Origin of the sequence: Longimycelium tulufanense (assembly GCF_014645795.1) — a bacterium.
GTDB lineage: Bacteria > Actinomycetota > Actinomycetes > Mycobacteriales > Pseudonocardiaceae > Longimycelium > Longimycelium tulufanense.
Map to the genome: position 1 here is coordinate 231,397 of NZ_BMMK01000001.1, position 23,784 is coordinate 255,180.

The following is a 23,784-nucleotide window of genomic DNA, read 5'->3' on the forward strand; positions in this document are numbered from 1 at the left end:
GTACGCCGACTTCACAAGTCAGCGACTTTGCAGGCGGTTCCCGGTGCTATCACTTTCCTTATTTTTCCGATCGGGTACAGAATGAAGCAATTCCGCTCCAATGGCCGCTGACGCGGACCATCGCCCTCATGCAAACCTTGACCGGAGACGGACAGTATGGCGCCCTAGCCCAGGTCAGCCCGGGAATCTCCAGCCGCACTTCCGGTGCCCGCACCGCCAGTTTCGGCCGTGCGATGTCGCGTCAATACGACCGGACAGCCCTGCTCGCATTTAGTCCGACCATTCGCGCGACACAGATATCTGCCTTCATGACCACTAGCAAACCTGGGTGCAAATATCGACCGGAGTCACATTCCGGCGTACCAACAACCATTACACAACAAGTCAGGACACTGACACGAGTAAGTGGTACGTTGACCGTATCCCTTCAGTTCACCTGAAAGACAAGGAAGCCCGGCCATGGCCGAGAAGCGGGTGACCAGCGCCGATGTGGCTCGCGAAGCGGGCGTGTCCCGCGCGACGGTCAGCTACGTGCTCAACAGCACGCCGAACCAGAAGATCGCGGCCAGCACCCGCAACCGGATTCTGGCGGCAGCGGCCCGGCTGGGGTACGCGCCGTCAGCGGCCGCACGAGCACTGCGTACCGGTCGCAGTGACGTGGTCCTGTGCCTGTTGCCTGACTGGCCGATCAGTCCCACGATCGCGCGGATTCTCGAGCATTTGACCACACACCTCGCCGAGCGCGATCTGACACTCGTCACCCACGTTCGTGCGCCCGCGTGTCGGTCCACCAGCGAGATCTGGAAGGCGATCACACCGGCCGCGATCATCGCGTACGAGCAGCTCGACGACGACACGCTTGCCGCGATCCGGGCCGCCGGCATCACGGCCACGGTAGTCCTGTTCGGCCGTTCGGGCGGTCCACTCGTAACGGCGCAAGAACGCGCGGGGCGCCTGCAGGCCGAGCATCTTGCCGCCGCGGGCCACCGACAGATCGGCTACGCCTACCCAGAAGACCCGCGTCTGCGGGTCTTGGCCGAGCCACGACTTGCCGGCGTCCGCGCCGCATGCGCCGAACTCGGCCTCCCCCAACCCGACGTCCGGGCCGTCCCCCTCGACCCGGCAGCCGCAGCCGACCCGGTACGCGTATGGCACAACGCCGACTATTCTGGGATCTGCGCCTTTAACGACGAGGTCGCCCTCGCAGTCCTCGCCGGAGCCCACACGAGCGGGCTTGCCGCACTCGGTGACCTCGCCGTGATCGGCGTCGGCGATCTCGCCGTCGCCCGGCTTACTTCCCCCGCACTCACCACCGTCGCCCTGGACACGGCGGCCCTCGCCGACGCGATGACCGCCACCGTACTCGCCGCACTCGCTGGGCAACCCGCTACGAGAAGCCCGGATTCCGCACGCGTCATCGTCCGGGCGTCCGCTTAGAGCCGGTACCCGCCGCCGAGGTTTGCAGCTCGGTGCAGCGGACCATCGGCCTCGCCCTACGGATGAGTGTTGGGACCACCTACCAGGGTGCTGCGGCCCCGCCGTTCATGGGTGTGGGCGGTTCGGGTGAGTGTTGGCCCCATCTGGTGGGCTGTGGTGGAAGCATCGGGGTCTGGTGGGAGGGGGCGCTCGTGCCACCGAGGTCCAAGGTCGAGTTGTTCGCACTCCTCCAAGATCCGCTTCTTATACTCCGCGATGTAGCCTCGAGGTGGCCGATACGCTCAAACCTCTCGGTCTGGCGCATCCTCACGTCGATCCGTCACGAGGGACGCGGTCTCCTTCACACGCCCTCAAGCCAACAGTTTCGGGAAGATTATCTGCTCAAGATCAGCTGGACAGCGAGCGCCGAGGGTTCCCCTCCACCGCGCCGCCCGTCACTTGCCCGCAAGTTGGTTAAACGTCAAGCTATGCCGTACGTAAGGGGGTTAGCACCCGGAGGCCATGGCTGTGGCACCGTGAGCATTCAGCGGGAACGACGGCCAGGACGCCCGTTCGGCGCGTAGTACTGCGACCAGCTTCCGGGGAGCGTGCTACACCTACCCGAAGCCGTTTCCGCAAGGTCTCGGCCGAGAATCGGTCGCCTATATCGTTCCCAGTGCTCAGCATCCGCCTGTCGGGCGAGTTCCAGGTACTGGTCCTCGCCAGTGCGGCAGGCATTGATGTCTGTTGTGGATTGATCATCCGCGGGTCGATCGGATGCCGGTACCGCTCCCCAATAGTCGGCTCCACCGGGAGGCTGCTCGACTCGGCGGTCCTGGGCAGGCACCCCATCGGTGTTCACGATTGGTGTGCGACCGATGTCGCCGATTGCCTGCAAGAGCCCGTGGCCGACTTCTGTCCATCCCATCAGCAGCAACCGGCAGGTCCACCGCTGGCGCCACCAGGGGTGCTACCCACCCCGGCACCCTCAGCCGCAGCGTGAGACTCCAGACATTGCCGAACCTGAACAAGAACGTCAGCCCGACGACAACACATGATCAGCGTCACGGCCCGGAGCGCGCGCTCGGTGTCTGCCGAGATGCTGTGCCGCGGGCGAGCGCCTAACGCAACCCAGGCAGCCATCAGACGCCACGTCCAGGCTGGAGATCTGGAAGCTGCCCTCGGTGATCAGCATGCCAACGGAACGTTGCTGGTGAGGGCCTGGGACCGTCGGTGAAGTGCCCCCGGCGGGACTACCAAAGGATGGGAATGGGGCTGACCAGCGGTTTTATGTCGGCAGCCTGGTGGTGGAGTCATCGTTCGGCCTATCCGCGCCCGAGTAGCGGCCTGGGACGGGTCGCTAGGACCCGTCCCCACCGCTGGTGTTCCCCCTCCAATCCAGCGACGGTGAGACTGTCTCAACCAGCCAGGAAGGCGGGGAATTGCGGGGGTGCCCTGCCGGAGAGGTCTTGCGGGAGCCACTCGGGCTGCGGCGTACGCCACTGTCCACTGCTCCAGCTGGTCGGTCACGTCATCTCGCAGTGTGACAACGGGCGTCTCGCGGATGGTGTGTGCGCTGATAAGGCGTTGTAGACCGCATCCGATCGATGAAGCCGTTGACTGCGGAACGAACGGGAACGAACGGGAAGGGTGACCAGACCGTCGTTGATCACCGCGCGGCGCCAGACCGCGCTCCTCGGCGTCGAGCTGGCGAACGCGGACCCGGAAGCGAGCTCTCGTCCGTAGTAGTGTCAGCCGTCTGCTCCGGGCGATAGCGTTGACCGGGTGATCACGGCTGAGATGAAGCGCAAGATCGACCAGGTATGGAGCTCGTTCTGGGCAGCGGGCATCTCGAACCCACTGGAGATCATCGAGCAGATCACCTGCCTGGTCCACCTCCGCCGGCTTGAGGAGCTGTACCCAGGCACCGACGGTTCGTCGCAGCCGCTGATTTACCGGGCGTCGACCGAGCGCCTGCGGTGGTCGAAGCTCACCGAAGAAGCCCCGCAGCGCATGCTCGCGATCGTTCGCGACGACGTTGTCGCGTGGCTGCGGGATCTCAGTTATCGGTTTCCGGATCACTTCGGCCAGTTCAAAAGCGTGCGGTTCACCATCACTACGCCGAGCTTGCTGATGAGGGCAGTCGATCTTGTCAACGACTTCGACATCAGTGAGGCGAGCACCGCTGGAGCTCTCTACGAGCACTTGCTCGGCAAGATCGACGGGAACTCCGGACACCTCCGCACACCACGCGACGTCGTCGAGCTGCTGGTGCAGATGACGAAACCGGGCAGAGCAGACGACATCTGCGACCCTTTCTGCGGTACAGGAGAGCTCTTGCTGGCCGCCGGACAGTTCGTCAAACGATCGGATGTGGGAGGACCGTCCGAAGGTGTCCTCCGAGGGTTCAGCGCGCACTCTGGGTTTCTGCCCATCACGGAGATGAACCTGGCCCTGTACGGCGTAGCGCAGCCGGATCTCCGGTCGGTCGACCCTTTGAGCCGCGATGCCGACGGCTTGGGCGAGTACTCGTTGATCCTGGCCAACCCACCTTTCGGTGGCTACTACGACTACGACCGGCTCTCTGATGTGCTGAGAATGTATGCCGGAACCAGGAAGACCGAACTGCTCTATCTTGCAGGGATTCTGCGGTGGCTGAAGCCGGGTGGACGTGCCGGAGTCGTGGTGCCGGACGGGAGTGCTCTTCGGAAGTACCTCGGCTCATCAAGAGATTCGGCGCACTCTTGTGGAGAAGCACAGGCTGGACGGCGTGGTGAGCTTGCCCAAGGGGGTTTTCCAGCCGTACTCGGGAGTGCCGGCATCGCTACTGTTCTTCACCAAAACGGACCGCACGGACTTCGTGTGGTTCTACGACATGACCGGAGAGGAATGGGGGCGCGACGGCGCCCACGCCTCGACGTTGGCCGACGTTGTATCGAGGTGGCAGAAGCGAGACAGCTCGGAGCGCAAGAGAACTCCGGCCGATCAGAGCTTCTGCGTACCGGTGGCGGACATCGTCGCCAACGGGTACGAGCTCACGCCTCACCGCTACCGGCACGAGCACGAGATGAAGAAGCTCGCTCGAGACGGTGTGTGGCGCCTCGGCGACATCGCCGAGGTGATCGCGGGAAAGGTGCGGACCTCGTCGGCGGACAACGACGTCGACGCCACCGGGGCGGGTAATGAACGGCGGGTGCTCCGCCCCGCCCTGCTCGACGTTTCGCTGCCTGACGTCGAAGATCTCCCGGTCACCGCACGGACAGCCGACTCCGGCAGTACCCTGCGCGAAGGCGACGTGGTAGGGCGTGATCTGGCCACAGCCCGTCACTGGACGGTGCTGCCACGCCATTATGAGGGAGTGCAGGCGGGGCAGGGGTTGCTGGTCGTACGGCCTGTCCAGGGCGAGGTACCCGCCGAGTATCTGGCGGCCTACCTGTCCAGCCCGCAGGCTGAACGCAACTTTCCTCGCTACAACGTCATTCCGCGGATCCGTCCCAAGGAACTGGCCGATCTCCTGGTCCCGGCGTGTGACGGCACCTTCGCCGAGATTCGCGCCGCCATGACAAGACTGACGGAAGGCGTCGACGAGGCCGCGAAGATCCACGACAACCTACGGCGCTCGAAGACGGCGATCTTCGAGCCGGGCGGCAGCGGCGAGCGTCGGAGCAGGCTGGAACAGGCGGGCGAGCTGAGCTCGCTGGTCGCGCAGAACCTGCGCAGGCAGGGTGAACCGTATCGGCTTTTCCAGGATTCCTATCCGTACCCGATCGCCCGTGCCGTGCGCAGGTTCAAGCACAGTTCGTCTCCAGCGGAGAAGCACGAGGCGGCTCTCCTGTGTGTCGAGTCCTTGATCCTCTCTTTGGGCATCGTCTCCCTTTCTCTTTCCGCGCAACGAGGGTGGGACGCCCTGGCAGAGGTACAGGCGTGGGCGACGGGAGTGCGGCAGGGCGGTGTCTCGCTGGGGCACTGGGTGGGCGTGATCAGGGCCACGGGAACGTTCGCCCGGGAAAGCGGGGACGAGGCAGCAGGCCTGGCCGAGGCGACGGCAACGAAGAAGGGAGGGAAAGGCTTGATGGCCGACCTAGGCTCCCTCGTGACGCTGCGGAACAAGATCAGGCACGGAGCCGGTCCCCGTACTCGCGCAGAGATCGAGCGCAGCCTGGAGAAACTGGAGGAGCTGACCTTCAGGGCACTCACCGGGAGCTCGTTCCTCGCCAAGATGTCACTGGTGCACACGAGCAAGCTGCGCTGGCTTCCGAACGCCGGCAAGTACGAGGTCGCGGGCCTTGCGCTGATGGGTGATCACCCCGACTTCGAACCTGCGGTGTTCGAGACCGGCCGCCCGCTCGCCGATGATCGTCTGTACCTGTTCACCCGGCAGGGAGAGATGATTCCGCTGTGGCCCTTCTGTGTGCTGGGCGACTGCCCAACCTGCCTGACTCCAGAGGTCTACTACCCGGATCGGCTCACGGGGACGACAGCTTTGCTGAAGAGTCTGGACCGCGGGCACGAACTCGAGAGCGAGGAGGTGTTCGAGGACCTGAAGCGGTGGACTACGCCAGCCTCGGCCGACTGACACACATGGCACCTGTCAACGGCGTTCGAATATTGACCCCCGGTGGTCGCGCGGGTTCTAGGGCGGATTCGAGTGATCATTGCAACGTCGCTGGATCATGATGACAGCACGTCCCGGAGGACGTCTGCGGGTGTCCGCCAGCCAAGGGTTTTGCGTGGGCGGTTGTTGAGGCGGTCCTGGACGGCTTGGAGGTCGGCGGGAGTGTGGACAGAGAGGTCGGTGCGTTTCGGGAAGTACTGGCGCAGCAACCCGTTCGTGTTCTCGTTCGTGCCGCGCTGCCACGGGCTTGCGGGATGGGCGAAGAACACGCCTTCCCGCAGCAGTGGCGCAATCTGTCCATGGCAGGCCATCTCCAAGCCCTGGTCCCAGGTCAGCGTCAGCCGCAACGACTCTGGCAAGCCTCCGAGCACCGAGGTGAGGGCATCACGAGTCGCCTCCGCGGTGCGGTCGGCGGGCAGGTGTACCAGCAGGGCGTAACGGCTGGCGCGGTCGACCAGGGTGCCGATCGCCGAGCGGCCCCGGCGCCCACGATGAGGTCCCCTTCCCAATCGCCGCACCGAGTCCGCTCCAGCGCAGCGGAGGGGCGCCGGTCGATCAACTCCGCCGGCGCGATGAACCTGGTGCTGCGCCGGTCGGCGCGCCGACGGTGCTTGCGCAACGGTCGACCGGTGCGCAGCCGTCGCGTGAGCTGCCTGCTCAAGCCGCCCCTGCCGCCGTGATAGAGCGCCTGGTAGATCGTCTCGTGGCACACATGCCAGCCGGGTCGGTCGGGGAATGCGATCCGCAGATGGGCCGCGATCTGCTCCGGACTCCACTCCGACTCAAGCCTGGCCTGCACCTCCGCGCGCAACAGCGCGTCGTCGACCAGCCGGGACCGCCGTGGCCGACGACTCCGCTGCCGCGCACGCGCGTGCGCCAGGTCGCCGTCGTAGCCGCGGTCGTGGGCGAGGACGTTGCGGCGCAGTTCCCGGCTGACCGTCGACGGCGCACGACCAATCATCGCCGCGATCTTCCGAACACCCAGCCCCCCTCGGCGCAGCGTGGCGATCCGCTGCCGCTCCAGCAAGGACAGGAAATCTGTTCGACCGGGCCGGCTCCGGCAGCCTCACCGGCGACAGCCCGCCGTTCTCCGACCGCCACCGATAGCCGGTCTTGCGACCGATCCCCAGTCGTCTGCACGCCTCGACGACGCCCACACCGGCGGCCAACAGCAACCAGGACTCCGACTCCAGATCGAGTCTGCGCTTGCGCCCACGCCTCGCCATCAACACGCCCTTCATGATCAGGTGTGTTGCGACAAGCACTAGAACCCGCGCGTCCCGCCAGGGGGTCAGTTTTCACGCGTCGTCGACAGCACCGACGGACGAGCTACTCCTGCGGATCATCATCCGCTTGGAGCAGGTAGTCGATCACCCACCAAGCCAGCGGTGCGGTGCCTTCAGCAACGTTGTCGCCTGCGTAGGTCGCCAGGTAGAAGGCTCCTGGACTACCTTTCTCGCTGCCCGGTCGGACTGGAGACCCGGACCACCACCCCGACTACCGTCCCGGTCTGTTCCAGCAGCTCATGCCAGCCTGCCTCGGCCCGAACCGCCGGCCGGTTTCACGACCCGACCGGGCGAAAAGCGCAGCTCGTCAGATGCAGAAGTCGCGTCATCCGTCGGAGGTCGAGGCACTGTTCGGAGACCAGTGGCGGCGGCATTCCCTCCTGACGGTAGGTGATCTCGGTACGTGCCGCCGCCCTGGCCGGACCTCGGGGAGGGCACCACCCTGCGCGAGATCGTTGTGCGGAGGGCCGGACCTCGGGCGGGAGCACCAAAGGATGGGAACTGGGCTGACCAGGGGATTCGTACCGGCAGCTTGGTCATCGAGTCGTCTTTCGGGTTGTCTGGAGCAGGGTGACGCTTGCCAAGCATGGGTGGCGTGGTGCTTCGCCCAGATGCTTGCCCCTGAGGGGCCTGACCGCACACCCTGGGTCTTGGGTGGTCAGGGGTCAGCGCGCGCCGCGGGCTCCGCTAGACCCGATTCCGTCGGTGGACCAAGGACGCCATAGTGCGCCTACCTGTGGAAACAAAACTTCCGCAGATCGGCGAGGTTCCGTTCAGAGCCGTTGAATGCAGTTCAGGGCCGTCGAGCGCGCCTGTCTGCTCCCCAGCTCCCCGACGGGTGGAAGCCGCTTCCAGCCGACGCTGATCTTTACACCGAGCTTGCCGACGCACGGCATACCGACCGGCCTCGAGGAAGCCGTCCATGCGCAGTAGCATGCCGCCCTTGACCTGCGTGGATGTGGCTATCGGCATGCACAGTGTCGTGATGCGCGATGATGTTCTTGTGACGCACCGGCTGCTGCAGACTGTGCGCCGGCCTGTTCGGACGGCGGGCACGGGCTCGCGCTGGGCGTCCAACATTCATCGTCGAGTGAGCCTCGTAAGGAGCCTTGTGAGCACCCTGGGTAGTTTCATCTGGTCGATCGCCGACCAGCTTCGGGGTCCCTACCGCCCCAACCAGTACGGCAACGTGATCCTCCCGCTCACGATCCTGCGCCGCCTCGACTGCATCCTCGAGCCCGACCGGGAGACGGTCCGGGAGTTGGCGGCGAAGTACGACAACCCGAACCGGCTCAGGATCGAGGTCAAGAAGGCGACCGGCCGGCCGTTCTACAACACCTCGAACTACTCCTTCGCCAACCTGCTTGCCGACGCCGACGGGCTAGCGGACAACCTGGCCGACTACATCGACCGGTTCTCGCCCGATGTCGACGTGTTCGAGTACTTCGACTTCAAGAAGGAGATCCTCGCCCTGAAGAAGGCGGGGCTTCTGCGCGAGGTCATCACGTCCTTCAAGGCCGTCGACCTACACCCGGATGTTGTCTCCAACGCTGACATGGGTGATGCGTTCGAGTACATCATCCGCAAGTTCAACGAGGCCGCGAACGAGACCTCGGGTGACCACTACACCCCGCGGGACGCGATCCGGCTGCTGGTCGACCTGCTCTTCGCCGAGAAGGAGGTCGACCTGGCCGAGGCCGGCATCGTTCGTACGCTGTACGATCCGACCGCGGGCACCGGCGGCATGCTCGCCTTGGCCGAGGAGCATCTGCTCGCGCAGAACCCCGACGCGAAGCTGAGCCTGTACGGCCAGGAGTACAACCCGCAGTCGTACGCGATCTGCAAGTCCGACCTGCTGGCCAAGGGCCACGACGCGTCCAATATCGCGTTCGGCAACACGCTCACCGATGATGCGTTCAAGGGCCGCCAGTTCGACTTCTGCATGTCCAACCCGCCCTACGGCGTCGACTGGAAGCAGTACGCCAAGGCGGTCACAAAGGAGCGCGACGAAGCGGGCCCCTACGGCCGGTTCGCCCCCGGCCTCCCGTCGACCTCGGACGGGCAGATGCTCTTCCTGCTCCACCTGGCTCACAAGATGCGGGCGCCGGAGGACGGCGGCGGCCGGGCCGGGATCGTGATGAACGGCTCGCCGCTCTTCAACGGCGCCGCCGAGTCCGGCCCCTCCAACATCCGCAAGTGGCTGCTGGAGAACGACCTGGTCGATGCCATCGTCGCGCTGCCGACGAACATGTTCTTCAACACCGGGATCGCCACCTACATCTGGATCCTCGACAACACCAAGCACCCCGACCGCAAAGGCAAGGTTCAGCTCATCGACGGCACCTCGTTCTGGACCAAGATGCGCAAGAACCTCGGCTCCAAGGGCCGCGAGATCAGCGACGCCGACCGCGCCAAGATCGTCAAGCTGTACGCCGACTTCGACGATGCAGACCCGGACTTGTCCAAGGTGCTGCGCAACGACGAGTTCGGCTACTGGACGATCACGGTCGAGCGCCCCCTCCTCAACGAGAACGGCAAGCCGGTCCTCGACCGCAAGGGCAAACCCAAGCCGGACAGCAAGAAGCGCGACACCGAGAACGTCCCGTTCACCTACGGCGGCTCGACCGCCGGCGCGGCCGGCAAGGTCGAGGTCATCCAGGCGTACTTCGACGCCGAGGTGAAGCCACACGTCCCCGACGCCTGGATCGACTGGGCCAAGGTCAAGACCGGCTACGAGATCCCCTTCACCCGCCACTTCTACAAGTACGTCCCACCCCGCCCCCTCGCCGAGATCGACGCCGACCTGGAAAAGCAGGTCGCCAAAATCCTCGACCTGCTGCGGGAGGTCGAAGGATGACCGACTCGGTCCGACTCAAGTGGCTGCTCACCGAATCCGACGTGCGAGCGGGCGCGGAAGCCGAGGCACTGCCGCTGCTGTCGGTCTCGATCAGTTGGGGCGTCCGACGTCGGGATGCGTCGGATATGACCACGCGGGCGGCGTCCGAGGATCTGTCCAACTACAAGCTCTGCCGCGCGGGCGACCTTGTCATCAACCGGATGCGGGCGTTCCAGGGCGCGCTCGGCATCGCGCCGGAGGACGGGGTCGTCAGCCCGGACTACGCGGTGCTGCGAGTTGACCCGAGGATCGACAAGCGGTGGCTGAACTACTTCCTCACCAGCGGATACAGTGTGTCGACGATGGCGAGCCTGGTCCGGGGCATCGGCGGAACCGAGGCCGGGAACGTTCGAACTCCCCGGCTGAACATCAGCGACCTGCAGTCGATGATCGCACCCCTCGTGTCGGCCGACGAGCAGCGCGCCATCGCCGACTACCTCGACCGCGAGACCGCCCGCATCGACACGCTCATCGAGGAGCAGCAGCGCCTGATCGAGCTGCTCCGCGAGCGACGCGAGGTCGTCATCGACGAGGAGTTGGCCAAGCGTGGCGTCCGCGCGCCCACTTCTCTCGACGGCAGCGCGCGATACGAAGTCCCAGATGGTTGGCAGGTTGTTCTTCTCGGCCGCGCACTTCGTCAACTGACCAACGGATTCGTCGGGCCGACTCGAGACATCTTGGTGGAGGACGGCGTCCGCTACATCCAGAGCACGCACATCAAAGCTGGTCGCATCGACTTCGAGCGGCGCCCGTTCTACGTGTCACGCGAGTGGCATGACGAACGCCCACGGATCCACCTACAGGCCGGTGATGTCCTTATTGTGCAGACAGGCGACATCGGGAAGGTGGCCGTTGTCCCTCCGGGCTTTGGCGACGCGAGCTGTCATGCCCTTCAAATCGCACGGGTACGCCCTGAATTGTTGAGCGGCGAGTATCTCGCGACGTTTCTGAGCTCCCGGCTCGGATACAACTCGTTGCTCGTGAGAGCGACTGGTGCGCTTCACCCACACCTTGAGGCGGGAATCCGCGCTGTCCCCCTCGTCGTGCCGCCCTGCCCAGTTCAAGCGGAGATCGTTCAGAGTAGTGCGGAGCAGACCGCCAAGATAGACGTGCTCATCGCCGAGACCGAGCGGTTCATCGAACTCGCCCGCGAGCGGCGGGCGGCGCTGATCACGGCGGCGGTGACGGGGCAGATTGACGTACGGGAGGCGACGTGACGGCCGATCACAATGAGGTCGTCTTCGAGTCGGAGATTTGCGAGTATCTGGCCGCCCACGGGTGGCTGTATTCGGCGAACGACACCGGCTACGACCGGGAGCGTGCGCTCTTCCCCGAGGATCTGTTCGCCTGGCTGGAGGAGACCCAGCAGGCGCCGTACGGGAAAGCCTTGAGGGCGGCGGGGTCGGAGGCGAGGTTCCTTGATGTGCTGGCCACGGCGCTTGACAAGCCGCTCGAACACGGTGGGGGGACGCTGAACATCCTGCGCAACGGGGTGCAGTACATCGGCGGTGGCCGGTTGAAGATGGCGCAGTTCCGGCCCGAGACCTCGCTGAACACGACCACGAACGAGCAGTACGCGGCGATGCGGGTGCGGGTGATGCGGCAGGTGCACTTCTCCACCTCTGATCAGCGCTGCATCGACCTGGTCTTCTTCGTCAACGGGCTCCCGGTCGCCACCGTGGAGTTGAAGACCGACTTCACCCAGTCGCTGGATGAGGCGATCAACCAGTACCGCAAGGACCGGCACCCGCTGACCAACGGGCGGCCGGAGCCGCTGTTGTCGTTCGGGCATCGGGCGCTGGTGCACTTCGCGGTCTCCAACGACCTGGCCGCGATGACCACCCGGCTCGAGGGCGAGAAGACTCACTTCCTGCCGTTCAACATGGGCCACGATGGTGGCGCGGGGAACCCGCCGGGTGAAGGTGGGCGGTCGGCGACGGCGTACCTGTGGGAGCGGGTCTGGGAGAAGCACGCCTGGCTCAACATCATCGGCCGGCTGATGATCGTGGAGACCAAGGAGGAGTGGGATGTCGCGACCGGGACGTCGGTGCGGCGTACGAGCATGCTCTTCCCGCGGTTCCACCAGTGGGAGGCCGTGACGAATATCGTGGCCGCGGTGCGCGAGGAGGGGGTGGGGCATCGCTACCTGATCGAGCACTCGGCGGGTTCGGGGAAGACGAACACCATCGCTTGGACCGCGCACCGGCTGGCGCGGCTGCATGTGAACGACGAGAAGGTCTTCGACTCGGTGATCGTGGTCGTGGACCGCACCGTTCTTGACGGGCAGCTCCAGGAGGCGATCCGGCAGATCGACGGGTCAGGGAAGATCGTGGTCACGATCAGCCCGGAGGACGTCCGTAAGGCGGGGGCCAAGTCGAAGTCCAGGCTGCTCGCGACCGCATTGAGGAGCGGGGAGTTGATCATCGCGGTGACGATGCAGACCTTTCCGTTCGCGCTTGAGGAGATCCGGGCCGACAAGGGTCTGAAGGGCAAGCGGTTCGCCGTGATCGCGGACGAGGCGCATTCCTCGCAGTCCGGGCAGATCTCCTCCAAGCTCAAGGCCGTGCTGACCGCGGAGGAGATCAAGGAAATCGAGGAGGGCGGCCCCGTCGACGTCGAGTCGATCCTGGCCGCGGAGATGACCGAGCGGGCCGAGTCGGAGAACATCTCCTACTTCGCGTTCACCGCGACGCCGAAGAACAAGACCCTGGAGCTCTTCGGCCGCAAGGGTCCTGACGGTAAGCCGGTCGAGTTCCACCTGTACTCGATGCGGCAGGCGATCGAGGAGGGCTACATCCTCGACGTGCTCAGGGGCTACCAGTCCTACGACACCGCGCTGAAGATCGCCGGTCAGGCCGAGAGCGGCGAGGGTGAAGTGGTGGTGGAGGAGGCTGCGGCGCGGAAGGGGCTGATGCGGTGGGTGAAGCTGCACCCGACCAACATCAGCCAGAAAGTGCAGATCATCGTCGAGCACTTCCACGCCAACGTCGCCCACCTGCTGGAGGGCAAGGCGAAGGCGATGGTCGTGACCGACTCGCGCAAGGCCGCGGTGAAGTACAAGAAGGCGATCGACGCCTACATCGCCAAGCGGGCCGCCAAGGACGCCTCGTACAACTACCGCACTCTGGTCGCCTTCTCCGGCTCGGTGACGATGGCCGAGGACGAGGAGTGGGTCTCGGACTGGGGGCCTCAGCCGAGCAAGGACGACGAGTTCACCGAGGCCAACCTGAACCCTGGTGCCGGCTCGGACTTGGCCGCCGCCTTCAAGGGTGCGACGTACACGATCATGCTGGTCGCCAACAAGTTCCAGACCGGGTTCGACCAGCCACTGCTCTCGGCGATGTACATCGACAAGAAGCTGTCCGGGGTCACCGCCGTGCAGACGCTCTCCCGGCTCAACCGCACCCATCGCACTGCGGGCGGGGAGCAGAAGCGCAAGACGTTCGTCATCGACTTCGTGAACAAGCCCGAGGACATCCGGGCTGCGTTCGAGCCGTACTTCACCAACGCCACCCTGGAGACCGAGACTGACCCGTACGTCGTCGTCCACCTCGCCACCAAGCTCGCCCAGGCTGGGATCTACACGCCAGAGCAGGTGCGCGAGGTCGCCGAACTGTGGGTCACCCGGAAGGGCAACAACGCGCTCTCAGCCGCGATCAGCCCGGCCAAGAACGAGTTCGCCCGCCGCTACGCGGCGGCGATCGAGGCCGACGACAAGGTCACCCTCAACACCCTCGACCTGTTCCGCAAGGACGTCTCCACCTACGTCCGGCTCTACGACTTCATGAGCCAGATCGTCGACTACGGCGACCCGTACATGGAGATGTTGTCGATCTTCCTGCGGCTTCTGGAGAAGGTCATCGCAGACTCATCCTGGGCCGCGGAGGTCGACCTCTCCGACGTGGTCCTGGTCGGCGTCAAACACAGCAAGGGGACTGCGGTCGACATCTCGCTGACCGGTGACGGTGAGCTGAAGGGGATCAGCGCCGCGGGCACCGGGGCGCGGCAGGAGCCGAAGTACGTCGCACTCCAGGTCGTCATCGACAAGATGAACGATCTCTTCGGCGCCGAGTCTTTCACCGAGTCTCAGGTCCGGGAGTTCGTGCGGGGCCTGGTGCAGCGGCTGCTCGCGTACCCGGACCTGATCAAGCAGACCAAGGTGAACTCGAAGAAGCAGTTCATGGAGTCGCAGGACTTCCAAGCGGCGGTCATTGAGGCGGTGGTCGAGAACCAGGAGGCCCACAACACCATGGCCGACTACTTCTTCAGCGACGGGCCTGGCATCAGCGCTGTCATCGTGGCGCTCGCGGACGCCTTCTACGAGGCCGCGATCGATCAGCGGACGGACGTGTGAGCGGCCCGGCCCCGGAAGGGGACCGTGCGGTACAGGTTGAACAGCTACCACGACCGCAACACCACCGTCGCCGGCGACCAGGTTCGACGGCACTTCGCCACGGAGGAGGGCGTTGATCTGCTCGGCGGCGACGGTGCAGCACAGGCAGTTGGTTCCAGCCACGGTGCACGCCATGTGTGTGGGCTGATAGCCACGCCAGGCGCCCCGGTCGAAACTCAGTTACCGGATTTGACCTGGCGATCTGCGGTGATCCATGATCGCCGGCTGCAAGTTCGGCTGCTGTTTGATCGTGATTCAGCCGTCGCAGTTGGTGTTGTTGTCTTGGTCGTTGGCGTGGAAGAAAAGCCGAGATCTTGGCGTTGTGCCACGAGGTGGCGGTGTTGCGCCGCGCGAATCCGACGCCGCGGCTGTTCCGCATCGCCGACTGGTAGCCAAGAAATGGAACCAGCCCCTGCCGCCGGGCTGCCCGTCCGTGAGCGAGGAGATCGTCGCTTTGGCCGTGAGGCTGGCCACCGAGAACCGGACGTGGGGTGTCGTACGCATTCAGGGTGAGCTAGTGAGCTGGTCCGGAGATTCGTGAGCAGTAGCGACAGATGTGGTCGATGATCTGTTCGGTGGTCTTGGTCCACCGGAACGGGTGCGCATCCTGGTTCCAGAGCGTGATCCATTCCTGGAGTGCGATGGTGAGGTCCTCCAACGAGCAGAACACGCCCCGGTCCAGGCAGCGGCGTTGCAGCTCGGCGAACCACCGCTCCACGAGGTTGAGCCAGGAGGAGTAGGTGGGGGTGAAGTGCAGGGTGACGCGGGGGTGATCCAGCAGCCAGCGCTGCACGGGTGGGGCCTTGTGCGCCGACAGGTTGTCGCAGATCACATGGATGGTCAGGTCGGGGTCGTCGGGCTGGGCGACCGACTGGTCGAGGTGGTCGAGGAAGTCGCGGAAGTCGATGGCGCGGTGTCGCGCCGACAGGGTGGTGATGACCCTGCCGGTGGCGGTGTTGAGGGCGGTGAACAGGTCGATGGTGCCGTGCCTGCGGTAGTCGTGGCTGCGCCGCTGGGGGGTGCCGGGGATCATCGGCAGCACCGGGGCGGTCCGTTGCAACGCCTGGATCTGTGGTGTCTCGTCCACGGCGAACACCACCGCATGCTGGGGCGGGGCCAGATACAGCCCCACCACGTCCCGGATCTTGTCCAGCAGCAACGGATCGGTGGAGATCGTGAAGTCCTCGGTCCGCCACGGCTGCAGCCCGAACGCCTTCCAGATCGGCTGCACCGTCGAGGGCGAGATCCCCACCGCCTTGGCCAGCTCACGCTTGGACCAGTGCGTGGCCCCGGCCGGGATTTCCTCCAGGGTGCGCACCACCACCTCCTCCACCTATGCGTCGGTGATGGTGCGCGGCACCCCAGGCCGGGGCTCCTCGCTCAGCCCGTTCAGACGGTCACGCTGGAACCGCGACCGCCACTTGGCAGCGGTGCCGCGGCTGACGCCCACCCGAGCAGCCACCGCGGTTTCGCTCCGGGTGGCCCTGTGGCTGGCGGACGAGATGCACGGGCGTCCTGTCACGTGTCGTGGCGGGCCGCCGCTGTGTGCGAATGAAGATCTCGTTCTCTCGATGGACGTGGGAGGCTGCCCAGGTGCCTCTGCTCAAGAACATGCCGCTCGAACGAGCGAACCAGGTCTTGCGCCATCCGATCCACCAGGAGGGGATTGGCACCCTGGTGCGGCTGATCACTGCGTTGCGGCAGCGTCGGGGTGCTGAGGATTACTACCAGTTCCAGCAGGATCTGCTCACGGCACTGCGCCGCAGCATTGCCGACACCGAAGCCAAGATCAAAAGAACCGTGCGCAACCTCGAACTCGTCGATGACCCCGACCGGGACCTCATCCGCGACATCAACGAGCGCCGCGCCGAGCTACGCGCGCAGAAAGAACAGTTCGAGTCCCAACTCGCCGAGGTCGAGGAACGCATCCTGCACGCACCCAACCCCGACCTGATCGACGCGCTACCAGTCGCGAAGATCCAGATCGACGAACTCTCCGACGATCTTGCCCGCGCCCTGTTTGAGGCGCTACGGCTGGAAATCCACTACAACAAACACACCAACCAGGCCACCTGCCGTATCACCCTCACCGGGCAGACCATCACAGCGGCCCGCCACGCCGCCCGCACCGCCGTGGCACCGCTGCGGCGTCAACAAGGCGGTGACCAGCAGGAACAAAACAACAAGGACCAGGGTCACGTCCCAACCGACGACGACCCTGGTCCCATCCTTGTAGTGCCCCCGGCGCGGCTCGTACTGCATCTACACGAACCCGTACCCGTCGTGAACTGCTGGTTTCCGCCACGGTTGACGTTGTTCGGCGTCACCGCCGCCGTTCGGACGGTGATGCGCAGTGAACGCCGAGAAGGTCATCACGGGGTTGTCACCGTTGCAGGCCGATGGGCTGGCCTGCGTCGAGTGTGGAGCTGACTACCTCCGCATCCGTGCTCCACATGTGCCGGTTAGCCGGCCGGTGACGGGCTCGCACTGCTGCTGCCCGGACAAGGTACAGCGCGCGGGGGGAGGTGTGCTGCGGTGAACACCACGGCATCCCCGGCTCGGCGGGACCGTGCGCTGTGGGTGCAGTGCGCCTGCACCCTGCTCGTGGCCGTCGGCGCGGCCTACGTCTCCTACCGGCACGGGCGTGAGTTCGCCCTGCGATTCGGCGCGGACGAGGCCACGGCCGCCATCTGGCCGCTGATTGTGGACGGGTTGCTGACCACGGCCACGGTCGAGCTGTGGAAGAGCAGCCACGGCCGCCGTGCCGGTGGCCGGTGGGCGGCGTGGTTGTCCTTCGTGTTCGGGATCTGCCTCTCGCTGTGTGCCAACGTGGCGGCGGCCCCGGAGTTGAGCGTGTTCGCTGTGGCGGTGGCGGCGTGCCCGCCGCTGGCGCTGCTGCTGGCGGTGGAGTTGCTCAACCGTGCCCTCAAGCGGCACCGTGCCGAGACCACGAGCGAGATCAGCACCGAGACCGCCGCGACGGGCGAGACCGGTGACGAGACGGCGTCGGTGGCGAGTCTCGCGGCGGTCCCGGCCGGGTCTCGTCTGCCAGTCGAGCCGACCGCCGAGCAACGGATGTGGGCGTACTACGTGACCGAGCGGTCGAAGGGCCGCGTGCCGACAGGTGCGGAATTGGACCGGATCACGGGTACGAACAACTACGGCCGGAAGGTGCTGCGACGGTGGCGGCAGGCGGGGCACCTTCCCAGGGTCACCGGCCCCCGTGAGCAGGAACCGGCCATTAGACCGGCGCGTCCCGCAGCTCGTCTGGTGCGTGAACCGGTTACCCGCCGCTTGCCGTAAAAGCTTTAGCCCAAACTGCTTATGGCAGCTCGCGCAGCTGGTGATCTACGGGGACGGTCGACGGCGGCAGGGTTGTGATGAGGAGTTCGTCGGCGTCGCGCTTGCCGGTCTTGCCGCTGGCGGTGTAGCGCGTCCTTACCAAACGTTTGGTCAGAGTCCAGGAGTGCACGCCGAGCGTCTCCCGGTCCTCGCGGCTCGGCGTCATGCGGGCGTGCGCATAGAGCCAAGGGCTTTCGGTCAGCAGTGGGTTGTTGTCGTAGCTGAGCAGCCAGCGAAACTGCGCCTTGGTGCGCAGGTATACGGCGAGCTGCATGTGGAGCATGTGGTCGTTCGATCCCGCCTTACCGGCCCTGTCAGCGCCATATCCACCGCTCGGATCGAAAGAGGTGCGGTACAAGTGGGAGGCCTTCTCGATATAGGGCGGGTCGAGGTAGGCAACGACGCGGGAGGGGATCAGCTGCGGGTAGCACTCGGGTACATCAGCGAGCGTCTGTTTCCAATCTTTGTGCCAGACATCGACAAGTCGGCCGGTTTTATACAAGTGACCGACGTATCGAAGCCGTTCCTCTATGGATTCCGGATTCCACCGACATCCGATGCCGTACGGGCTTTCCTGTTTGCGCCCACCAATCGGGCCTGCCTTGCCGTGGAGGATGCCAGAAAACGTTGTGCGGTTCAGGAACAGGCACTGCACCGCCAACCCAAGCCGGGCCGTGGCGGGCTTCGCGTTCCGAGCGGGTGCCCAGGAACGCCAGTAGTCCCACCGTTCGACCGCGGCCGCTCCGCCCGGCTTGATGTATCGGGTCCACTCGTCGTGCATACGGTCGATGAGCGGCTCCGTGTCAGCGGCTGCGGCCTGCCAGAATGCAGTCACCAGCGGATCAACGTCGGCGAGCAGTACTCGGTCGACGATCCCTTGGCCGACGAGTCGCAAGGACGCCGATGCTCCGCCGGCGAACGGCTCGACCAGCAGGTTGATTTCCGGAACGGTGCGCGAGCACTTGGCCGCATCCAAGATCCGGGCGATCACTGGGGCAAGGGACGACTTTGCCCCTGGGTAGCGTAGTGGCGACTGATACCTGCTCGTCATGAGCGCGTGGTCGATGGCGCCGAGAGGTGAGACGAGTTGGCGGGGGTTGTCGAGGATGTGCGTCGGGATTGTGGGCGTGGCAGCGCGAGCGGCGGGCAGGGGTGCGACTGGCGGTACATCCACATTCTGGATCATGGGGCAGACCGTCCCGGAGCCGGTTGCCCACCAGACGAGTCGAGGCCGAGACGTTTGGTGGCTACGAGGCGGAGCACATCGGTGCCCACGCCGATCGGGAACGCGGCTTTCCCGTGCGCGGCCGCCACCGGGATGATGCCATCGACGTACATCGAGGAACCGGTGCGGTCGATCACGTCGAGGATTGCCGGCAGCGTCGGGTAGGCCGCCGGATCGGCTTTGCCGCCGTGGGCATCGTATGGTGCGCCGGTCGGCGGTGGCACGGTCGGGACGACGACTCGCCCATCAAGCGCGCGATACACGAACTTGCGGCCCCAGTACGTCTCCTTGCCGTAGGCGCGGGCGTTGTTGGCGTTGACGACGCGAGCGATGACCTGTTCGTCGCATACCAGCAGGTCGCCCGGTTCGAGAATGCCGTGCCGGGCCAGTTGGCGCGCGTAGTCGACCAGAGCGCCGGACTTCTCGATCCCACAAACGTATGGCGCTTTGCCCGGAGCAGTACTGCCCATCGCTTGGAAGTACTCGAGGGCTCGCCCGCGTAGCTTTGCTGGTGTGCCGAACACGGCCAGTGGGCCATCGATGATGAACAGCGTCGTGGGCAGGGCCTTTTGGCGCGACTGCTCCCACAGCAGCGTCGCCAGCCCGACCAGCACCAACAGCTCGATCACCGACATTAGCCGCCCGAGAGCGGACTGGTTCGTGCCCTCTTCGCCGACCTCCTCATGGATACGAAGCACGTCGGTGGGAAAGAGGTGCACGCCACACGCGTCGCAGTCGACACCAGCGGGCGGCACGGGAACGTCCTTGTTGCAGTCCTGGGTCGGGCAGTTGACCGGCACTGTGGTCGCTGGCTTACCGGGGACGCCGTGGAGAAGGAAGAGCAGGTCCAGCAGTGGCTGGTCGAGGCGGTTGACGTCGATCTTCTTCTGCCGGAACAGCTCGTTGATGGCCTCGCGCCACGACGTCACGATGTCGACACCGGCGCGCGTGTACGCGCCGGAGACGGGCAGATCCAGCGTCACGAGGGCGGTGTTGACCGCACGCTCGATCTTGTATGGGTCGACAAACCGCTCGGCCCGCTGCGACTCAAGGACGCCGAGGTCTACGTACGCGGCGGCGGCCTGTGCGAACCCGTACAGGACCGATGGTAGGCCGTCACGCACCTGCTCAACGACGTGTGAACCGTCGATTGCCAGCGCGGCGGTGAGGCGCCCTGGCGCAGGCGGGGCGGCGAAGTCGCCCCGTGAGTGGACTCGCTTGCGGATCGAATCCGAGTCCTGGATCGCCTCGGCCGGAACATGGAAGGTGCGTTGGTCCGCGATCGCCCGGACAGCGGCTGCCGAGTGCCCCAGCCGCGATGCAATCTCGTGAGCCCCGTTGGCGGTCTCGTACGACATCAGAGTGCCGTCCCGTTCAGCGTCAACGGCGGGTCACCGGCTGCGGCTCGTGCCTCGTTGACGAGCGCGATGTCGTACCGATCGATCTGGACGGGGACGATGTACGGTGAGGACAGCGTCTTGAGCCGCACATACCCACGGTCCTCGGAGGCTATGATCGCATCTGAGAACGCCCCGAAGTCGTAGAACTTGGCCAGTTCCCGCACCTCTGTCGTGTTGTTCAAGTGGGCGACAACCCAGTTGGCAGTGTTCGCCTTGACCTGGTGCGCTACCCCAGAGACCTCCTGCGTCGCGTATGTCATGCCGAGATTGAGCTTGCTGGCTTCCTTGGCGAGCTTGACCCACACGTCGAGGTCATCCTTGTACCGGTCCGACGAGAACAGATTGTGAGCCTCCTCAAGCATCACCTGGATGTGCGGTGGTTCCTGTCCCGACGTGAACACCTCGGTCTGTTTGGAAAGGAGCCGACGCGTAATCGACTCGCTCAGCGCCTTGGTCACGGCCTCGGCCCCGACATGCAAATCGACGATCACAATGCGCCCCCGGACCAGCTCCTGGTAAATCTCGATCGCAGGATCGTTCCGTGTCGCAGGGCTGTGAAACGGACGCAGCGGATTCAGGTTTCGCCAGCCTCGGACGCTGCGGTTCCCGCTGCGAGTCGTGAAGATCGGCTCAACGCTCTTCCAGCGGACATCCTTCGTGAAGCTGGTCGCGTCGGTGTCGCCGGCCTCGCGCAGCTCCACGATCTTGTCGACGACATCCTCGACGTCTGCCGCAGCGACCGTCACGAAGTTGGCGGTGCCTCCGGCCTGCGTAAACGGGTTGCGGCCGAGTCCGGCGACTGCGGTTGAGCCAGTGATGCCCGTGACGATCTTCTGCTGAAAAGCGCCGCCAATATTGATTCGCACACGAAAATTTGCCGGTACTGTGAACCCCGCGCGCATCAGCGCACCGTAGAGAACGAGCCGGGCGCGTTGGGCATGTGTGGTGGCGGAGTGATCCCCTGGCACATCAGCGTAGGACGTGCCCGCGAAGTCTTTGACGTAGCCAGACTCATCACTGCTGAGAGTGTCGGAGATCAACCCCTGGACGGCGTCGATCTGGTTCTCGGAAAAGAAGTTGATGTTGAGAGGCTTCACGTGTGGCTGCGTACCGTCTGCGCCAAACTTGAAGATGCGGACGTGGTTCGCGCCGATCGCCGCGATCTCTGTGCCATCCTGCGTGTTCGGGTTGGCGTACTCCCCCTGCGGGTCGAAGATCAGCTGACCGATGGGGTGTCCGCCCATGGCGCGCTGCCGTTCGGAGACGACGAACGTGCGCGCGATGATGATCTTTGCGGTATTCGACTTGCCCATCCGGGTCATGCCGAGCAGAGCGGTCTTGTTGCCGATGAAGTCCCGAATGTTGACTTCGACTGCGGCGTCGGCTTGCTTGGAGGTCTTGGCTCGCCGCCGCGTCGCGGAGTACCGCACTGCGCCGATACGCACACGTTCGACCGGGCGCCCGGTCGGCTTGAGGTAGGAGGCGATCGTCGCGAGGCCGCCGCCGATAGGCTTCAGGACTCGATACGTGGACGTGGCGTAGAAGTTGTCCACGTCGGCACCGAACTCGAGCACCTTCTGCCCGTCCACGTCGTCTTCGTAGAAGGTGCCGAGGATCTTGCACCGCACGCCGGTGAACGACACTCGGTTCTTGGTGAACGGGTCGAGCTCCGCATCGAGCACGACAGATGGCGATGGGTCCTGGTTGTTCGAAAGGGCCGTTCGCAGGGACTCCTCGCGCACGGCGTGCAGGTCGCGCTCAAGCGACAGCGGTGCCGTGCCCTCCACACGCAGAAGCAGCACCTCGTCGTCGTCGACGCGAGGGTCGTTGACGTCCTGTGCGGTCGCAAGCAGGAACGAGAACTGCGGGATGCCACCAGCGTCGAACTTCCAGCGGTCGTGGGTCAGCACGACGGCCTGGCCGTAGTCGATCTGGTGAATCGCGCCGATCCGGGTCGACCGACCGTCCGCAAGCAGTTCCGACCGCAGCAACGACCCGGCGCCGACGCCGGGGATGAACTCTGTCATTCTCCGCCCTCTCGAGACACCGCCAGGAGGCACCCTCGCGCAGCTTACCGACAAGATCGACGAACCCGTAGCGCGTCGTGGATGACTTGCAACGTGGGCAGCGGAAAACCGGTCGGTAAGCCGCCTACTGCGAGGTGGGGCCGCTGCGCCAAGTTCAGCCTGTTCACGGAAAAGGGTCCTCGGCCTCGGCGAACGGCTCTGCCCGTTCCCCGGCGAACTCGCGCAACCGCTGGCCAGCCCACTCCAGCGCGTTGGCCAAGACCACCATCTCGGCATCGCCACGGACGCGGATGGTGACCTGGTCAACATCAGAGGCGTGAGCGTGTGCCGTGTCGACCTCGATTCCGCAGTTGCCTTCCGAGTTGATCAATGTGATCTCGGTCCATCCGCCGTGCCCAGCGTCGCCACCCATCTCACCTGTCGTGGCGACGGCGACCTTGAGATGGCAGGCATCCTCGAAGAGTGCTTCATCCCGATGGACTGGCACGGCACCAGAGTAGCGGCAAGGTCACTCAACGGCACGGAGTTGCCTGCCGGGGTAGATCGAGTTCGACACGTGAGGTCACCAGCCAGCGTAGAGCGCCGCTTCTTGCGGCTGTGACGGACAGTTGTCGATCAAGCGACTGCCGTGATTGGGCTGAAGCGGCGGGCCGTGAGCTTGTGACGTGACGGATCAGTCGACGGTGGCAGTGGGACGGCGCGCGGCACGGGCGATCCTGATCGACGATCTCGGCCGGTTAGTATTGATTAAGCGGACCAAGCCGGGGCAGGCGCCGTACTGGACCGCGCCCGGCGGCGGTGTCGAGGACACCGACGACTCAGTGGAGGCGGCTCTGTACCGGGAGCTGGCGGAGGAACTGGGCGCGAAGGCCACAGATGCGTCACAGGTGTTCCTGTTCAGCTCGCCGTCGGACGCGGGGGTCGCGGTGCAGCACTTCTTCGTGGCGCTGCTGGCCAGCCTGGACGAGTCGGCCCGCGGCGGCCCGGAGTTCAGTGATCCGTCGCGGGGCGGGTACGAGTTGGACCGCGTTGACCTGCGCGGAGATGATCTGGTCGCCATCGACTTGAAGCCGACCGCGTTGAAGGAGTTCATCTTGGCCAACCGGGAGGCTCTGCTGGTCGAGGCGGGCGCGGTCGCCTGAGCTGCGGCTGCGTGCCCCAGCGAATGTAGGCGGGGGTGGCGC

Annotated in this window: 14 protein-coding genes and 3 pseudogenes; 10 read left to right on the forward strand and 7 right to left on the reverse strand. The window is 65.2% G+C overall.

Annotation, left to right across the window (positions count from 1 at the left end; genetic code table 11):
• Positions 1 to 459: 459 nt before the first annotated feature.
• From IEY55_RS00945 to IEY55_RS00955, 4 genes and pseudogenes are all read left to right on the forward strand, one after another.
• Positions 460 to 1,437, forward strand: a complete 978-nt coding sequence (locus IEY55_RS00945; protein WP_189052874.1) for a LacI family DNA-binding transcriptional regulator — start codon at positions 460 to 462, stop codon at positions 1,435 to 1,437.
• Positions 1,438 to 3,216: 1,779 nt separating this feature from the next.
• Positions 3,217 to 4,092 (forward strand): annotated as a pseudogene (locus tag IEY55_RS32880) (class I SAM-dependent DNA methyltransferase); the annotation flags it as partial.
• A gap of 70 nt (positions 4,093 to 4,162) precedes the next feature.
• Positions 4,163 to 4,429, forward strand: a pseudogene (locus IEY55_RS32885) (N-6 DNA methylase); the annotation flags it as partial.
• Positions 4,430 to 4,483: 54 nt separating this feature from the next.
• Positions 4,484 to 5,992 carry a hypothetical protein gene (locus IEY55_RS00955; RefSeq protein ID WP_189052876.1) on the forward strand — a complete coding sequence of 503 codons (1,509 nt, stop codon included), beginning with the start codon at positions 4,484 to 4,486 and terminating at the stop codon, positions 5,990 to 5,992.
• Between the two features lie 95 nt (positions 5,993 to 6,087).
• Here the strand turns inward: IEY55_RS00955 and IEY55_RS00960 are convergent.
• Positions 6,088 to 7,257, reverse strand: a pseudogene (locus IEY55_RS00960) (IS30 family transposase).
• A gap of 1,171 nt (positions 7,258 to 8,428) precedes the next feature.
• Here IEY55_RS00960 and IEY55_RS00965 point away from each other — a divergent pair.
• From IEY55_RS00965 to IEY55_RS00975, 3 genes are read left to right on the forward strand one after another with little or no spacing between them, the layout of a single operon-like run.
• Positions 8,429 to 10,174 (forward strand): HsdM family class I SAM-dependent methyltransferase, encoded by a 1,746-nt coding sequence (locus tag IEY55_RS00965; RefSeq protein WP_189052877.1) that lies wholly within the window; start codon positions 8,429 to 8,431, stop codon positions 10,172 to 10,174.
• Positions 10,171 to 11,430, forward strand: coding sequence for a restriction endonuclease subunit S domain-containing protein (locus tag IEY55_RS00970; RefSeq protein ID WP_189052878.1), 1,260 nt, complete (start codon positions 10,171 to 10,173; stop codon positions 11,428 to 11,430). The genes IEY55_RS00965 and IEY55_RS00970 overlap by 4 nt, the downstream gene beginning before the upstream one ends.
• Positions 11,427 to 14,567 carry a type I restriction endonuclease subunit R gene (locus IEY55_RS00975; protein WP_189052879.1) on the forward strand — a complete coding sequence of 1,047 codons (3,141 nt, stop codon included), beginning with the start codon at positions 11,427 to 11,429 and terminating at the stop codon, positions 14,565 to 14,567. The genes IEY55_RS00970 and IEY55_RS00975 overlap by 4 nt, the downstream gene beginning before the upstream one ends.
• A 553-nt stretch (positions 14,568 to 15,120) precedes the next feature.
• Here the strand turns inward: IEY55_RS00975 and IEY55_RS00980 are convergent.
• A complete protein-coding gene (locus IEY55_RS00980; protein WP_229685831.1) occupies positions 15,121 to 15,924 on the reverse strand; it encodes an IS630 family transposase in 804 nt (267 codons plus the stop codon).
• Between the two features lie 15 nt (positions 15,925 to 15,939).
• Complete coding sequence (locus IEY55_RS32890) at positions 15,940 to 16,128, reverse strand: helix-turn-helix domain-containing protein (RefSeq protein ID WP_373289942.1); 189 nt, start codon at positions 16,126 to 16,128, stop codon at positions 15,940 to 15,942.
• Positions 16,129 to 16,199: 71 nt separating this feature from the next.
• On the opposite strand from IEY55_RS32890, the gene IEY55_RS00985 reads away from it, so the two are divergent.
• Positions 16,200 to 17,036, forward strand: coding sequence for a hypothetical protein (locus tag IEY55_RS00985; RefSeq protein ID WP_189052880.1), 837 nt, complete (start codon positions 16,200 to 16,202; stop codon positions 17,034 to 17,036).
• A gap of 105 nt (positions 17,037 to 17,141) precedes the next feature.
• The gene (locus tag IEY55_RS00990) at positions 17,142 to 17,909 is read left to right on the forward strand and encodes a DUF2637 domain-containing protein (protein ID WP_189052881.1); all 768 of its coding nucleotides are present in this window, start codon (positions 17,142 to 17,144) and stop codon (positions 17,907 to 17,909) included.
• A 19-nt stretch (positions 17,910 to 17,928) separates the two neighbouring features.
• Here the strand turns inward: IEY55_RS00990 and IEY55_RS00995 are convergent, their stop codons facing one another.
• The 4 genes from IEY55_RS00995 to IEY55_RS01010 form a co-directional block, all read right to left on the reverse strand.
• Positions 17,929 to 19,134 carry a DNA adenine methylase gene (locus IEY55_RS00995; protein WP_308424702.1) on the reverse strand — a complete coding sequence of 402 codons (1,206 nt, stop codon included), beginning with the start codon at positions 19,132 to 19,134 and terminating at the stop codon, positions 17,929 to 17,931.
• The gene (locus IEY55_RS01000) at positions 19,131 to 20,156 is read right to left on the reverse strand and encodes a hypothetical protein (RefSeq protein WP_189052883.1); all 1,026 of its coding nucleotides are present in this window, start codon (positions 20,154 to 20,156) and stop codon (positions 19,131 to 19,133) included. Before IEY55_RS01000 ends, IEY55_RS00995 begins: the two co-directional genes overlap by 4 nt.
• A 374-nt stretch (positions 20,157 to 20,530) precedes the next feature.
• Positions 20,531 to 22,600 carry a helicase HerA domain-containing protein gene (locus IEY55_RS01005; protein ID WP_189052884.1) on the reverse strand — a complete coding sequence of 690 codons (2,070 nt, stop codon included), beginning with the start codon at positions 22,598 to 22,600 and terminating at the stop codon, positions 20,531 to 20,533.
• A 163-nt stretch (positions 22,601 to 22,763) separates the two neighbouring features.
• Positions 22,764 to 23,087, reverse strand: coding sequence for a hypothetical protein (locus IEY55_RS01010; protein ID WP_189052885.1), 324 nt, complete (start codon positions 23,085 to 23,087; stop codon positions 22,764 to 22,766).
• Positions 23,088 to 23,265: 178 nt separating this feature from the next.
• Between IEY55_RS01010 and IEY55_RS01015 the strand changes: the two genes are divergently transcribed.
• A complete protein-coding gene (locus IEY55_RS01015; RefSeq protein WP_189052886.1) occupies positions 23,266 to 23,742 on the forward strand; it encodes an NUDIX domain-containing protein in 477 nt (158 codons plus the stop codon).
• Positions 23,743 to 23,784 lie beyond the last annotated feature (42 nt).

Bases quoted from the DNA above. Each gene is read 5' to 3' on its own strand.
- IEY55_RS00945 (WP_189052874.1), top strand. From the start codon at position 460: ATGGCCGAGAAGCGGGTGACCAGCGCCGATGTGGCTCGCGAAGCGGGC.
- IEY55_RS00955 (WP_189052876.1), top strand. From the start codon at position 4,484: ATGAAGAAGCTCGCTCGAGACGGTGTGTGGCGCCTCGGCGACATCGCC.
- IEY55_RS00970 (WP_189052878.1), top strand. From the start codon at position 10,171: ATGACCGACTCGGTCCGACTCAAGTGGCTGCTCACCGAATCCGACGTG.
- IEY55_RS00995 (WP_308424702.1), bottom strand. From the start codon at position 19,134: ATGATCCAGAATGTGGATGTACCGCCAGTCGCACCCCTGCCCGCCGCT.
- IEY55_RS01005 (WP_189052884.1), bottom strand. From the start codon at position 22,600: ATGACAGAGTTCATCCCCGGCGTCGGCGCCGGGTCGTTGCTGCGGTCG.